Source organism: Micromonospora sp. NPDC000121 (assembly GCF_042899165.1).
In the GTDB taxonomy this organism is placed as follows: Bacteria; Actinomycetota; Actinomycetes; order Mycobacteriales; family Micromonosporaceae; genus Micromonospora.
Genome location: NZ_JBIAZP010000008.1, coordinates 170,206 through 183,172, shown reverse-complemented (window position 1 = coordinate 183,172; position 12,967 = coordinate 170,206). Strand labels below are relative to the sequence as shown.

Annotated in this window: 14 protein-coding genes; 8 read left to right on the top strand and 6 right to left on the bottom strand. The window is 73.0% G+C overall.

Going from position 1 to position 12,967, the window contains the following annotated elements:
- Positions 1 to 20 precede the first annotated feature (20 nt).
- Together ACFY23_RS22830 and ACFY23_RS22825 are read left to right on the top strand one after the other, a co-directional pair.
- On the top strand, positions 21 to 1,031 hold the full coding sequence (locus ACFY23_RS22830; RefSeq protein ID WP_350683476.1) for a Gfo/Idh/MocA family oxidoreductase: 1,011 nt from the start codon (positions 21 to 23) through the stop codon (positions 1,029 to 1,031).
- Positions 1,028 to 2,086: a Gfo/Idh/MocA family oxidoreductase gene (locus ACFY23_RS22825; RefSeq protein ID WP_350683478.1), complete on the top strand. Its 1,059-nt coding sequence runs from the start codon at positions 1,028 to 1,030 to the stop codon at positions 2,084 to 2,086. Before ACFY23_RS22830 ends, ACFY23_RS22825 begins: the two co-directional genes overlap by 4 nt.
- 75 nt (positions 2,087 to 2,161) lie before the next feature.
- Here ACFY23_RS22825 and ACFY23_RS22820 read toward each other — a convergent pair whose 3' ends face one another.
- Positions 2,162 to 2,926 (bottom strand): IclR family transcriptional regulator, encoded by a 765-nt coding sequence (locus tag ACFY23_RS22820; protein ID WP_350683480.1) that lies wholly within the window; start codon positions 2,924 to 2,926, stop codon positions 2,162 to 2,164.
- Between the two features lie 213 nt (positions 2,927 to 3,139).
- Between ACFY23_RS22820 and ACFY23_RS22815 the strand changes: the two genes are divergently transcribed.
- From ACFY23_RS22815 to ACFY23_RS22790, 6 genes are read left to right on the top strand one after another with little or no spacing between them, the layout of a single operon-like run.
- On the top strand, positions 3,140 to 4,072 hold the full coding sequence (locus tag ACFY23_RS22815) for a succinylglutamate desuccinylase/aspartoacylase family protein (RefSeq protein WP_350683482.1): 933 nt from the start codon (positions 3,140 to 3,142) through the stop codon (positions 4,070 to 4,072).
- Positions 4,069 to 5,088: a pyridoxal-phosphate dependent enzyme gene (locus ACFY23_RS22810; RefSeq protein ID WP_350683484.1), complete on the top strand. Its 1,020-nt coding sequence runs from the start codon at positions 4,069 to 4,071 to the stop codon at positions 5,086 to 5,088. Before ACFY23_RS22815 ends, ACFY23_RS22810 begins: the two co-directional genes overlap by 4 nt.
- A 31-nt stretch (positions 5,089 to 5,119) precedes the next feature.
- Positions 5,120 to 6,640 (top strand): M81 family metallopeptidase, encoded by a 1,521-nt coding sequence (locus ACFY23_RS22805; RefSeq protein WP_350683486.1) that lies wholly within the window; start codon positions 5,120 to 5,122, stop codon positions 6,638 to 6,640.
- Between the two features lies 1 nt (position 6,641).
- Positions 6,642 to 7,046 (top strand): RidA family protein, encoded by a 405-nt coding sequence (locus ACFY23_RS22800; RefSeq protein WP_350683488.1) that lies wholly within the window; start codon positions 6,642 to 6,644, stop codon positions 7,044 to 7,046.
- Positions 7,043 to 7,990, top strand: coding sequence for an SMP-30/gluconolactonase/LRE family protein (locus ACFY23_RS22795; protein WP_350683490.1), 948 nt, complete (start codon positions 7,043 to 7,045; stop codon positions 7,988 to 7,990). The genes ACFY23_RS22800 and ACFY23_RS22795 overlap by 4 nt, the downstream gene beginning before the upstream one ends.
- 29 nt (positions 7,991 to 8,019) lie before the next feature.
- Positions 8,020 to 8,787, top strand: coding sequence for an SDR family oxidoreductase (locus ACFY23_RS22790; RefSeq protein WP_350683492.1), 768 nt, complete (start codon positions 8,020 to 8,022; stop codon positions 8,785 to 8,787).
- 34 nt (positions 8,788 to 8,821) lie between these two features.
- On the opposite strand, the gene ACFY23_RS22785 is transcribed toward ACFY23_RS22790, so the two are convergent.
- From ACFY23_RS22785 to yidD, 5 genes are all read right to left on the bottom strand, one after another.
- The gene (locus ACFY23_RS22785) at positions 8,822 to 10,132 is read right to left on the bottom strand and encodes an aspartate aminotransferase family protein (RefSeq protein ID WP_350683493.1); all 1,311 of its coding nucleotides are present in this window, start codon (positions 10,130 to 10,132) and stop codon (positions 8,822 to 8,824) included.
- A 244-nt stretch (positions 10,133 to 10,376) separates the two neighbouring features.
- A complete protein-coding gene (locus tag ACFY23_RS22780) occupies positions 10,377 to 11,225 on the bottom strand; it encodes a fumarylacetoacetate hydrolase family protein (RefSeq protein ID WP_350683495.1) in 849 nt (282 codons plus the stop codon).
- A complete protein-coding gene (locus ACFY23_RS22775) occupies positions 11,207 to 11,500 on the bottom strand; it encodes a hypothetical protein (protein ID WP_350819361.1) in 294 nt (97 codons plus the stop codon). Before ACFY23_RS22775 ends, ACFY23_RS22780 begins: the two co-directional genes overlap by 19 nt.
- Before the next feature lie 332 nt (positions 11,501 to 11,832).
- A complete protein-coding gene (locus tag ACFY23_RS22770) occupies positions 11,833 to 12,159 on the bottom strand; it encodes a hypothetical protein (RefSeq protein WP_350683497.1) in 327 nt (108 codons plus the stop codon).
- A 209-nt stretch (positions 12,160 to 12,368) separates the two neighbouring features.
- Complete coding sequence (gene yidD / locus ACFY23_RS22765; RefSeq protein WP_350683499.1) at positions 12,369 to 12,881, bottom strand: membrane protein insertion efficiency factor YidD; 513 nt, start codon at positions 12,879 to 12,881, stop codon at positions 12,369 to 12,371.
- Between the last annotated feature and the right edge of the window lie 86 nt (positions 12,882 to 12,967).

Here is a 12,967-nt window from a genome sequence, read left to right as displayed (position 1 = left end):
CCGACGCCGGAAGTGATCCGTTGCCACTGCACATCGCGATACTCGGTACCGGCGCCATCGCCCGCGAGCACGCCGCCGCGCTGGCCCGCGTCCCGGGGGTGCGCGTCACGCACGTGGCCGGCAGTGACCTGACCCGCGCCGCCGCCGTCGCCGCCCACGCGCCCGGCGCGGTCCCCAGCGACGATCCGGTGGCGATCCTGGCCGACCCGACCGTCGACGCCGTCGACATCTGCGAGGCGACTCCGGACCACGCCCGGTGGACGATCGCCGCCGGGCAGGCCGGAAAGCACGTCCACGTCGAGAAGCCCGCGGCCCTGACGGTCGAGGACTTCGACGCGATGGTGTCGGCGACGGAAGGTGCCGGCCGGTCGTTGATGGTCGGCCAGACCGTCCGGTTCCAACCCGCGATCCGCGCCCTGCAGGCCGCGCTGGCCGCCGGCGACATCGGCACGGCCAGACTGCTGCACGTCTCCTGGTACGCCGGATACGTCTGGCCGCGGGGCTGGCGTGGCTGGCAACACGACCCCGCGCAGTCCGGCGGCCATCCGGTCCACAACGGCACGCACGCACTGGACCTGGCCGTCTGGCTGACCGCTCGCCGTCCGGTGCGGGTCTTCGTCCGGGCGTTTCCCAGCTTCGCCGCCGACATGCCGGTCCCGGACAGCTTCCATGTCACGGTCCGGTTCGACGACGGTTCCCTCGCCCTGCTCGAGATCTCCTACGCCCTGCGCCGGCACGGCGAGCTGCTGCGGCGGATCATGGTGGCCGGCACCACCGGGACGCTGTTCCACAGCACCGAGGACGATCCCCGGTTGGTCTCCGACGCGGCCCGGCCGGCGCCGTCGTCGGTCGAGGACGCGATGTTCCACCAGTTGCGCCACTGGGCCGACACCCTGCGTGGGGACGCTTCTCCCATCGTGACGAACGGGCAGGTCCGCACCGCGCTCGCGGCCGCGGTCGCCGCCCAACGGTCGCTCGAATCCGGGCAACCCGTCGAGGTGCCCCGCACCGCCCGGGAGGTGACGGCGTGAGCGGCGGCGACCGGTTGCGCGTCGGATTCGTCAGCGGAGTCCGGCACGCCGGGCAGTACGCCGCGATCCTCGCCGCCGATCCGCGGGTCGAGATCGTCGGCATCGCCGAGGAGCCGGACGCCCCCGGCTGGGTTCGCCGGGACGGTGAGCGGGTGGCGGGGGAGCTCGGCGTGCCCTGGTCGACGGACGTCCTCGCCCTGTGCCGGGGCGGGCTCGACCTCGCGGTGATCTGCAGCGAACCGGTGCGTCACGCCCGCCTGGCGATCGAGGCGCTCACCGCCGGCGTGCACGTGCTGGTCGACAAACCGGTGGCGACCACCGTGCCCGACGCCGACGCCGTCCTGGCGGCGGCGGACGCGGCGCCGGGCGTCTGCACCGTGGTCAACCGCACCCACTCGCCGGCCGTGTCCCGGCTGTGGCGGTGGGTCGACGCGGGCCATCTGGGGTTGCCCCGGCACGTGGACGTCGAGTTCCTCGCCAGCGGCGCCCACTTCACCGCGTCGGTCGAGCGTCCCGAACTGGTCCTCGATCCCGCCCTGTCCGGCGGCGGCGAACTGTTGAACTTCCTCGGTTACGCGGTGGACTACATCCGGTACCTCACCGGGCTGGAGATCGTCGACGTGTACGCCGAGGCCGGCACGCTGTTCGACGCCGGACACGCGGCCCACGGGGTCGAGGACTGCGCGGTGGTGTCGCTGGGCCTGCGGAACGGGGTCACCGCGACGGCCACGGTGGGCCGGATTCCGTACGCGCCCGGGCTCGGCGCGGGCAGCTCGACCATACGGCTGATCGGCTCGCACGGGCACGCGGTCGCCGACGACGACCTGCCACAGGTGCTCCGGTACGGAAACGGTGTCGCCGGGCTCCCGGTCGCCGGTGGCGGTGCCGAAGCCGCCCTGACCGCGTTCCTCACCGATCTGGTCGGCCACCTGCTCGCCGGCACTCGACCGCGGTACGGCGTGGCCGACGCCCGTGCCGCGATGGCCGTCATCGACGCCGCCTACCGATCCGTTGCCACCGGCCGTACCGCCCTGGTCGCCCAGAGCCGGGCCTAGGTGCTCCCCCGGAGACTCGTACGCGGCTGGCGGGGTCCGGACGCGCCGTTGGTCGACAGGCCCAGAAGCGAACGCTCAGGCCCGCATCTTGCGCGCCAGCGCCCGCGCGACCTTCTGGAGCTGGCTGACGACCTCGTCGATGCGTTCGAGGGGAAGGCGGTCGGCGGGCGCGCTGACGCTGATGCCGGCGGCGAGGTCCAACCCCTCGATCGCCACGCCGACGCAGCGCCCGCCCGGCTGGTTCTCCGCGTCGTCGAGCCCATAGCCGTTGACCCGGGTGCGCTCCAGTTCCGCCAGGTAGGGCTCGGTCTGGGTGATCGTCGTGTCGCTGAACCGTGGCATGCCCGCGGTCGCCAGGATCGTGAGCACCCTCTTTTCCGGCAGCGTCGCGCAGATCGCCTTGCCCAGTGCGGTGCTGTGCACGTATCCGCGGTCGCCGACGCGTGCGGCCAGCCGCATCATGTGCGGCGACTCCGCCACGACCTTGTGGACGACGAACGCGCCGTCGAGCATCCCGAGGTTGGTGGTCTCGTGCAGTTGGTCGCGCAGCTTCTCCAGGGCGGGCCGGGCGAGGTTGGTCAGCCGCTCGACCGCGTGGGTGTTCTGGGGCCGGAACGCCAGGCCGAGCCGATAGGACCCCGTCGCCGGATCGCGTTCCACGTAGCGGCGCGTCTCCAGCACGCTCAGGTAGCGGAAGGCCGAACTCTTCGGCAGGCCGGCCTCGTCCGCCACGGCCTTGAGCGAGGCGCCCTCGGGGGAGTTCGCGAGGATGTCGAGGATGTCGCACACCCGGTCGACGGCGCGGAGGGGATAGGCGGGCGCCTCGGCCGACTCCGTCACTGTCAAAGTCCGTCCTCTGCCTCGGCTCGGCTGGTCGTCATCGGCACCATCGTAGGGCACCGGTGTGCGCCGGGGCGGTCGGCTCGCGCACGTGAGGTCTTGCCGACCGGGCCTTGTCGTGAGTTAAGATCACGATCACGATATGAAACTGGCGTTTCTGCCCGTGGAACACCGTCCGGTGCTCTGCCGCCACGTTCGAGCCACAGGAGATCCATGAGCATCGTGCGGGACTCCGCGTCGCCCGGCCTTCCGGACGTCATCGAGATCGTGGGGCACGCGGCCGGTCCCACCGTGGCCGTGCTCGGTGGGGTGCACGGGGACGAACCGGAAGGGGTGCTCGCGGCGCGACGCATCGCGGGCCTCCTCGACCCCGCGGAACTGCGCGGCACCGTACGGATCTCGGCGCCGGCGCACCCCGCGGCCTGGAACGCGGTGACCCGCACCAGCCCGGTGGACGGCCTGAACCTCGCCCGCGTGTTTCCGGGAAACGCCGACGGCCAGCCGACGGAACGAATCGCCGCCTTCCTGACCTCCCGGGTCATCGCCGGGGCGGACCTGCTGGTCGACCTGCACTCCGCCGGTCAGGGGCTCGACATGCCCCTGCTGGCCGGCTACCACGCCGGGACCGGACCGATCTGCGCCCGGTCGGCGGACGCCGCCGCCGTCTTCGGCGCCCCGTTCGTCTGGCGACACCCGCGACTCTCCCCGGGACGGTCACTAGCGGCCGCCGCCGCCGAGGGCGTGCCGTCGATCTACGTCGAGGGTCGCGGCGGGGGCCAGGTCCGGCGCGCGGATCTCGACTGCTACGTCGCCGGCGTGCTCCGGGTGCTGCACCGCCTCGGCATGGTCCCGTCCGCGCCACCGGCCCCGGCGCCGGTGGTCGTTGACGGCGACGGCGACACCGACGGCGGGATCCAGGCCGAGGCGCGAGGCTACCTCGTCACCGCCGTGGAGGTCGGCGACCACGTGGCGGCGGGCGCCCTGCTCGGCGAGGTCGTGGACGGCAACGGTGCGCCGGTCGCGCCGGTACGCAGCCCGCACGCCGGGGTGGTGATGCTGCTGCGCCGCCGCGCACACGTCGACCCCGGCGACACGCTGGCGATCGTGGCGCGGGTGGCGCGGGCGGAAGGCGGAGCAGAGCGATGACGGACCGGATCGACCCGCGGCTTTCCATGGGTGAGGGCCGCACCCCGATGGTGGCGCTGCACACCCTCGCCGAACGGTGGGGGCTCTCCCGGCTGTGGGCCAAGGCGGAGCACCTCAACCCGACCGGGTCCTACAAGGACCGGATCGCCGCCGCCAGCCTCACCGTCGCCCTCCGCGAGGGCCGCCGCGGCTGGATCGCGACCTCCTCGGGCAACGGCGGCGCGGCCATGAGCGCCTACGGAGCGCGGGCGGGCCTGCCCGGCGTGCTGTGCGTGTTGAGCGACGCGCCCGCGGAGAAGCTGGCCTCGATCGCGCCGTACGGCGTGCTGCAACTGTCGATGGACGCCCTCGGGCCGGACGTCATGGCTCGTCTCGGCGAGATCGCCGAGGCCGAGAACCTGCTGCTGACCATCACCGCCCACGCCCACAACCCGCAGGGGATGCGCGGGGCGGACGGTATCGGCGAGGAGATCGCCGAGCACGGTCGGGCCAGCCACGTGTACGTTCCGACCGGAGGCGGGGGGCTGCTGGTGGCGACCGCGCGGGGCCTGCGCGCGGGCGGCCACCACGCCGCGGTCATCGCGGCCCAACCGCACGGGTGCGCGCCGATCGCACGCGCCGCCGCCGGTGAGATCCCCGAGCCGCGCGTCGAGCACTGGGCCACGCGAATCTCCGGCCTGCAACTCGCCGTACCCCCCGACGGCGCGGTCGCGGTTGACGCCGTGACCGCGTCGGGCGGCTGGGGCGTGCCGGTGCGTGACGAGGACTGTTGGGACGCCCAGGACCTGCTCGCGCGGACCGAGGGAATCTTCGTCGAACCGGCGTCGGCCCTCGCCCTCGCCGCCGTCCGCCAGGACGCCGAGGCCGGGCGGCTCGGCAGGCAGGACGAGCCGTGCGTGGTCCTCACCGGCCACGGCCTGAAGGACCTGGGGCGCTTCACCGCGACCGATCGCCGCCCGACGCCCTCGACCCTGGAGGAGATTCCCAGGCGGGTCCGGGCATGGATGACGCGCTGAGAAGCAGGCACCGGAGAGGCAGGGACGGGCGATGACGCTACGGTTGGCGGTGCTGGGACTCGGGCACGAGACGAACACCTTCTCCACCGTCCCCGCGGACCTCGCCACCTATGAGGATGGCGGGATCCACCGCGGTCAGGAGATGCTCGACCACTACGGCGAGTCCCAGGCGACCTTCGCCGGCTTCCTCGCCCCGACCGGCGACGACGGCGTGGAACTCGTCCCGCTGCTCGCCGCCTGGATCAACCCGTGTGGCGCGATCACCGCGGAAGCGTTCGCGGCCATCGTGGGGGAGATGGTCGACCGCCTGGCCGCGGCGGGCCCCGTCGACGGCGTGCTGCTGGGGCTGCACGGCGCCGCCGTCGCCGACGGGCATCCGGACGCCGACGCCGAGATGGCGGCGCGGGTCCGCGCTGTGGTCGGCCCGGACGTGCCGATCGGTGTGGTGGTCGACATGCATGCCAACCTCGACCAGCGGCTGGTGGACACGGTCGACGTGCTGCTGCCGTACCAGACGAACCCGCACGTGGACGCGAAGGACCGCGGCCTGGAGTGCCGGGATCGGGTGGTCGAGATCATCCGCACCGGGCGGCGGCCCGGACTCGCCCTCGAGCAGCTCCCTCTGGTGGTCACGATCACCCGCCAGGACACCCGCGAGGAGCCGATGGCCGGCCTCCTCGCGATCGCCCGGGACCTGGAGGGGGCCGACGGCGTGCTCGACGTGAGCATCGTCGAGGGCTTTCCGTACGCGGACGTCCCGCAGATGGGCATGTCCGTCGTCGCCGCCCACCGCGACGGTACGGCTGCCGCCCGGCGCGTCGCTCGCACGATGGCGCGCCACGTCTGGGCGGCGCGCGAGCAGCTGCAGGGTGGTGGCGTCAGCGTCGAGGACGCCATCGCGCAGGTGGCCGCGCACACGGGAACCGGACCGCTGCTCGTGCTCGACGTCGGCGACAACGTCGGCGGCGGCGGGCCGGGCGACTCGACGATCCTGCTCGCGGAGGCCGTACGGCGGCGGGTCGGCGGCCTGGTCATCGTGCTGTTCGACCCCGAGACGGTTGCCGGCCTGGCCGACGCCGCGATCGGTGCGCGCGTCCAGGTCCAGGTCGGCGGCCGTACCAGGGAACAGGACGGCTCGCCGGTGCCGCTCGACGCGGTCGTCGTCGGGCGGTCCGACGGGCGCTACGAGGAGCCGAAGATGGCGCACGGCGGCCTGCGGTACTTCGACGCCGGCGCAATGATCGCCCTGCGCACCGACGACGACATCACGGTCGTCCTGACCTCCAAGCTCGTGCAGCCCATCACCCCGCACCAGCTGCGTGCCGTCGGCCAAGACCCGGCGTCGTTTCGCGCGATCGTCGCCAAGGGCGTCAACGGGCCTCGCGCCGGCTACGCCGAGGTCTGCCAGGGCCTGGTCGTCGCGGACACCCCCGGCGTCACCCGGCTTTCGGTGCGGGGCTTCCGCTACCTGCACCGCCGCCGGCCGATGTACCCGTACGAGCCCGGGGCGGCCTACCCGCCGGCCACGGCTCCCAGCCAGGAGGAGACCTGACATGCCCCGTGAAGCCATCACCGACGGCGACGTCCCGCTCAGCCACCTGCCGTTCTCCCCCGCCGTGCGCGCCGGTGACTTCGTCTTCGTCTCCGGCCAGGCCTCCGTGGACGACACCGGCGCGTACGTCGAGGAGGACTTCGCCGGCGAGATGGACCGGTCGATGAACAACGTGGCCCGCATCCTCGCGGCGGCCGGCGCGACCATGGACGACGTGGTGCAGGTCCGGTCCTATCTGGGCGACATGTCCTACCGCGACGAGTACAACCGGCTCTATCCGACGTACTTCACTGCCCCGCTGCCGGCCCGCACGACCGTGGCCGGGGGAATCGGCACGTTGAAGTTCGAGGTCGACGTCGTCGCCTACGCGCCGCGGCACACGGGCCCCGCAGCCGGCTCTCGATGACCCGGACGGAGGCGGCCCCGGGGGAGGACGCGCCGGTCCGCCGCATCGCGGCGACGGTGGTCGACGCGCCGCCGTGCGCCCTCGGAGAGAGCCCCCGCTGGGCGCACGGCGCGTGGTGGTGGGTGGACGCGGAGGCGGGCACGGTGTGGACCGCGGACGCCGGGCTGACCTCGACCGGAAGCGCTGGCGAGGTCCGCGCGGTGCTCGCCACGGGTGGTCGGGTCAGCCTGGTCCAGCCCGCGAGCGACGGACGGCTCGTCGTCGCGAGCGGCCTCGACCTGCTCGTGCTCGACCCGCAAGCCGCGACGCGGGTTCGGTGGTCACGGGTCCAACTTCCCGACGGCTGGCTGCTGAACGACGGGACGGCGGACGACGCGGGTCGGCTGTGGATCGGCTCCGTCCATCCCGAGCGCCGCCGCGGTGCCGGGTCGCTGTACGTCGTGGAGACCGACGGCCGGGTGCGCGAGGTGGCGAGCGGAATCACGTTGTCGAACGGGATGGCGTGGCGGTCGCCGAGCGTGCTGGTCCACGCGGACTCCCTCGAACGGTGCCTGTGGGAGCACACGACGGATCCGGGGAGCGGTCGTGTGCTGCGGTCGCGCAGGGCGATCACCCTTCCGCAGGGGCACGGGCCGCTGGCCCTTCCCGACGGTGTGGCGCTCGACGACGCCGGCGGGCTCTGGGTCGCGATGTACGGCGCCGGGCAGGTGTGGCGGCTGGTGGACGGCCGGGTGGAGTCGGTGGTCGACGTACCGACGCCGCAGGTCACGAGCGTCGCGCTCGGCGGACCCGACGGTCGGGACCTGCTGGTCACCACCGCGCGGGAGGGGCTGGATCCGGTCGCGATCGAGGCCGACCCGTTCGCCGGCCGCCTGTTCCACGCCCGGGCGGAGGTCGGCGGGTGCACCGTGCCGCCGCTACGGCCACGGGCCGTCGACAGCTGATCGAGCAGGCGCGAGAAGAAAGGTCCCACATGACCAAGCGGCTGGCCGGGCGTACGGCACTGATCACCGGCGCGTCCCGGGGGATCGGCGCCGCGGTGGCGCGAGCCTTCGTCGCCGAGGGCGCGGCCGTGGCGGTCGCCCACGAGCCGACGCCGGTGATGACCGAGGCCGCGGAGCACCTGGTGGCTGAGCTTCGGGCCAGCGGTGGCACGGCCGTCGCGGTCGCGGGAGACCTGGCCGATCCTGAGGGACCGGCGGCCGTGGTCGCGCAGACCCGCCACGAGCTGGGACAGATCGCCGTGCTCGTCACGAACGCGGCGGCGTCGGGCCGGTCGCCGTACCAGGACATCACCGTGGAGCAGTGGGACCGGGTCCAGTCGGTCAACACGCGCGGCACCTGGCTGCTGGCGAAGGCCGCGCGGGACGACCTCGTCGCGACGCGCGGCAGCATCATCACCCTCACCTCCGTGATGGTGCGCACCGGTCAGCCGGGGGCGCTGCACTACACCGCCTCGAAGGCGGCGATCCTCGGCATGACCCGAGCCCTGGCGCGCGAACTCGGGCCGCACCACGTGCGCGTCAACGCGGTGATGCCCGGGGCGATCCGCACCGAGAACGAGGTGGAACTCGACCCGGACGGCGACGCCGTCGCCGCGCAGATCCTCCCGCTGCAGTCGCTACCGCGTCGCGGGGTCGCCGAGGATCTCGCCGGCGCCTTCGTGTTCCTTGCCAGCGACGAGGCGTCGTTCATCACCGGGCAGGTCATCAACGTCGACGGCGGATGGGTGATGTACTGACCGGCGGACGGCTGGCAGCGCGTCGCTCGGGCCGTCAGGGCCTGGGGGTCACGGGGCCGGGTCCCTCGGCCAACGTCGCGGCGAGCGCCTGGTCGATGATCGCGACCGTGGCGGCGATGTCGGCGTCGGTGTGTGCGGTCGAGACGTACCAGCGTCCACCGGGGAGGGTGAACAGCCCGCGCCGCAGCATCTGGACCGTGAGTCGGTCGTAGAACCCCTGGTCGGCCGCCAGGAAGTCGCCGAACGTGCGAGCCGACTCGACGCCGGGGATGCACTGCACGACGGGCCCGACGTGGTGGACGGTCCCGGGCACGCCGTGCCGGGCGAGGGCCCCGCGCATGCCATCCGCCAGCGCCTGTCCTCGCCGCTCGAAGTCCTCGTACACGCCGGGCTCGGCCAGTGCGTCCAGGGCCGCGCCGGCGGCGGCGAGCACGACGGGATTGCCGTTGTACGTGCCGGCGTGCACGATGCCCGTCGTGACCCGGTCGATGATGTCGGCGCGGCCGGCCACGGCGGCCATGGGGTAGCCGCCGGCGATCGCCTTGGCAAGGGTGATGAGGTCCGGCGTAACCCCGTAGCGGGTGACCGCGCCGCCGGACGCGATCCGGAACCCCGTGATGACCTCGTCGAAGACGAGCACGGTGCCGGTCGCGTCGCACAGGTCGCGCAGTCCGGTGAGGAACCCGGCCGGTGGTTCGAGGACGCCGGAGTTGCACAGCACGGGTTCGCAGAAGACGGCGGCGATGTCGCTGTTCGGCGACTTGAGCAGTTCGGCGGTGGCGTCCAGGTCGCCCCACTCGACGAGGCTCAGGTCGTCCATCGCGGACGGGTGCTGGCCCTGGCTGCCCAGCCCGAGGGTCCCGTCCGCACCCGGGCGGTAGCCGACCAGCATCGGATCGGTCCAGCCGTGGTAGTGCCCGCCGAACTTGACGAACCGGCGTCGGCCGGTGACGCCCCGGGCGAGGCGCAGCGCGACCTGGTTCGCCTCGGAGCCGGTGTTGCTCCACAGCACGCGCTCGGTCCCGGGGATGCGGTCGAGGATCTGCTCCGCGACCGCGGCTTCGAGCAGGTGCCCGGCGCCGTAGGTCGCACCGAGCGGCGCCTGCCTGCTGACAGCGGCGGTCAGGCCCGGGTGGCCGTGACCGAGGATGACCGCGCCCCAGCCCAGCACATAGTCCAGATAGGTGTGCCCGTCCACGTCGGTCAGCCGGGGCCCGGACCCGCTCCGGAAGAACAGCGGATGCGGCTTCATCGAGGCGCGCAGCCCTGTCGAGACGCCGCCGCCGAGGGACGCCTTCGTGCGTTCCCAGGCCTGCTCGGATGCCGGCCATGCAGCGATCGTCACGTCGGGTCCTCCTCGGATCGACGCAGCCGGTTTCGGCTGCTGGAATGACAGTTCCACTGAATGCCACGCTACTATCGCGTCGCGACCCCGGTCAATGGAGAGGGCCCAAGACGCCGCGGTCGTCCCGACGCCCGAGCCGGGGCAGCACCTGGCCCTGAATCGCCGCGACGCCCGACCGGGCGCGGCGGTGGCCGCGCCGGCACCACCACCGCGGACCCGCGGACGTCAACTGCGGAGCCGCCGCTCAGGCCTGTCGCAGCACCTGACGTTGCGTACCGATGCCCTCGATGCTCAACTCCATGACATCGCCCGCCCTGAGGTACGGGAAGCGACCGGACAGGGCGACTCCCTGGGGCGTGCCGGTGTTGATGATGTCCCCCGGCTCGAGGACGGCAACCTGGGACAGGTGCCAGACCAGATACTCGACCGGGAAGATGAGGTCGGCCGTCGTCGAGTCCTGGCGCGCCTCGCCGTTGACCCACGACCGCAGCCGCAGGTTGTCCGGCGTGAGTTCGTCGGCCGGCACGAGCGCCGGCCCGAGCGGGTTGAAGGTCTCGCCGCACTTGCCCTTGGACCACTGGCCGCCCGACACCTCGATCTGCAATGCCCGCTCGGAGACATCGTTGGAGATCGTGTAGCCGGCGATGTGCCGCGCCGCGTCGGCGGGCGAGTCCAGGTAGCGTGCTCGCCGGCCGATCACGACGGCAAGCTCGACCTCCCAGTCCGTCTTCGCGGATCCACGGGGAATCAGCACGTCGTCGTTCGGGCCGACCACCGTGTTCGGCGTCTTGAAGAACAGCACGGGGGCCTCGGGTGGTGCGGTGCCGGCCTCGGCCGCGTGCGCGGCGTAGTTCATCCCGATGCACCACACCGCGTGCGGCCGGGCCACGGGGGCGCCCAGGCGCAGGCCACCGATGTCCACGGTCCGCAGGGCCGAATCGGCCAGCGCGCGGCGGGTGGCGGCGATGCCGTCACCGGCCAGGAACGCGCCGTCGATGTCATGGGTGAGTGGGCTCAGGTCGTAGCTGGCGCCGGTCTCGTCCGTGACGACCGGGCGTTCGGCGCCGGGCTCACCTACGCGGAAAAATCGCATCCTTCTCCCTGTCTGCGGGGCGGCAGATCCGTCCGGTGGGTGTCTGCCGTGCTGTCGGTCAGCGGGTCGTGGGGCGTGGTGGCGGGTGCCGGTCGGGCGTCCAGCTCTCGCGACAACCGGATCGCCACGCGTCGCAGCTTCTGGACGACGTCGGGTATCCGATCCGTGGGTAGCCGGTCCGGCGGCGAGCTGATGCTGACGCCGGCCGGGAAGGGGATGTCCTCGATCGCCACGGCGACGCAGATCCCGCCCGGTCGGTTCTCCGCGTCGTCCATCCGAAGCCGTGCGCACGGGTGTGTTCGAGCGCGGTCAGGAACAGCTGCGGCTCGGTGATCCGATGCCAGCTGGTGCGGTCGTCATCCCTGCCTCGTCGCCGTGCCCGTTGCGGTTGCAAGGGATGGTACGACATTTTCGCCACATGAAACAGTTCGGGGTCGCGGCGCGGGCCGCGTCGTCGCGCCGGCGGCATCGTCCGGGCGTTGCCGCGCGCCCTTGTCGGCCCGGAGCTGGCGACTCGAGCACGGATCGGCACGGACGACCCACGCCGAGCACGTCGCGTCCCCGTCGAGGCTGATGCCGTCGCCCCCGCGGGCGGGGTAGCGCCGCGCTACTCCTTCGTCCCGGTCGAGGTCCCGCTGGACGCCTTCGCGGCGGCGAGCCGGTCATTCACCACCTGGATCATGTTGTTGCGCTCGGGCTGCTCGGCGATGTCCTGCGGTTCGGTGGTCACGTACCAGCGGCCGTCCTTGTGCCAGAAGGTGCCGTCGAAGCCGAGGGCGCCCTGGAACCGGTAGAGATCGCAGTAGTGGCCGCCGGGGTAGGTCTCGGCGAACACGAAATCGTTGCGGCCGACCTCGTCGGCGCCGGCGTGGCGGACGAGGATGTCGTAGATGGTGTTGGCCTGCGCGAAGGTCAGTCGTGGTTGCTCAGCCATGGTCGGCCTCCCTGTCGGCCCTGACGCGGTCAGCGGGGATGTGGCGACGGCGCCGTCGGCGAGTGGATGGCGCATGCGCCGTTTCGTCACCCTCGAACGAGGGTTCCAGCCTGTGTCAACGCTGGACCGTGGCGCTGGCGCCGGGGTGTGTGACGGCTTGGGGGCAGGCGGCGGCGGTGGGGCATCCGTTCGTGGGGTGCGCCCACAGATCACGGCAGCGGGTCGGCGGTTCCGACCGGCACCTCCGGCCGGCAACGGCGCAGCCGGGCCGCCGCGAGCCGCCCGCCGACGGCTAGCCCGTACCGGTCGACGGCGGTGAGTCCGTACGCGCTGCAGGTCGGGGTGTACCGGCACTGCCCCGGCCAGCGGTGCGACAGCCAGCGGCGGTAGCCGCGGATCGCGGCGAGACCAGCCCGGTCCAGGGTTCCCCGCCGACTGCCGGCCGATCGGCCCGCGCGGGCGGGTGCCTGGCCGCCGGCGACGCCCGCCACGGCGGCGCCCAGGGTGAGCAGGGTGGAGTAGAGCCCGAAGTCGCAGCAGCCCGGGCTGCTGCAAGGGTCGTCGCCACAGGAGTCCAGGGCCCCCTTGCGGCCCTTGCAGCCGGGTCCCTGACGACGGGAGCCGACCTCGCTGTGGCAGTGGCCCATGGCGTGGCAGTGGGCCGAGTTACGGCAGCGGCAGGGCCCCTGGCCACTGGAGCGGCCGACGCTGTTGATCGTCATGCAAGTGATCATGCCCCGTCCGGGCAAGGCGCCGGCCGGGGGGAGGCGCCTGGCAGGGCGAGCGATCGGCCGAGGTCATCTGGTCG

What these genes read in the sequence shown, in the direction of transcription:
- ACFY23_RS22800 (WP_350683488.1), top strand. Translation starts at nt 6,642, where the DNA reads ATGCCCCGTGAAGCCATCACCGACGGCGACGTCCCGCTCAGCCACCTG.
- ACFY23_RS22775 (WP_350819361.1), bottom strand. Translation starts at nt 11,500, where the DNA reads ATGGACGACGCGGAGAACCGACCGGGCGGGATCTGCGTCGCCGTGGCG.
- yidD (WP_350683499.1), bottom strand. Translation starts at nt 12,881, where the DNA reads ATGACGATCAACAGCGTCGGCCGCTCCAGTGGCCAGGGGCCCTGCCGC.
- ACFY23_RS22790 (WP_350683492.1), top strand. Translation starts at nt 8,020, where the DNA reads ATGACCAAGCGGCTGGCCGGGCGTACGGCACTGATCACCGGCGCGTCC.
- ACFY23_RS22795 (WP_350683490.1), top strand. Translation starts at nt 7,043, where the DNA reads ATGACCCGGACGGAGGCGGCCCCGGGGGAGGACGCGCCGGTCCGCCGC.
- ACFY23_RS22780 (WP_350683495.1), bottom strand. Translation starts at nt 11,225, where the DNA reads ATGCGATTTTTCCGCGTAGGTGAGCCCGGCGCCGAACGCCCGGTCGTC.
- ACFY23_RS22770 (WP_350683497.1), bottom strand. Translation starts at nt 12,159, where the DNA reads ATGGCTGAGCAACCACGACTGACCTTCGCGCAGGCCAACACCATCTAC.
- ACFY23_RS22810 (WP_350683484.1), top strand. Translation starts at nt 4,069, where the DNA reads ATGACGGACCGGATCGACCCGCGGCTTTCCATGGGTGAGGGCCGCACC.
- ACFY23_RS22815 (WP_350683482.1), top strand. Translation starts at nt 3,140, where the DNA reads ATGAGCATCGTGCGGGACTCCGCGTCGCCCGGCCTTCCGGACGTCATC.
- ACFY23_RS22805 (WP_350683486.1), top strand. Translation starts at nt 5,120, where the DNA reads ATGACGCTACGGTTGGCGGTGCTGGGACTCGGGCACGAGACGAACACC.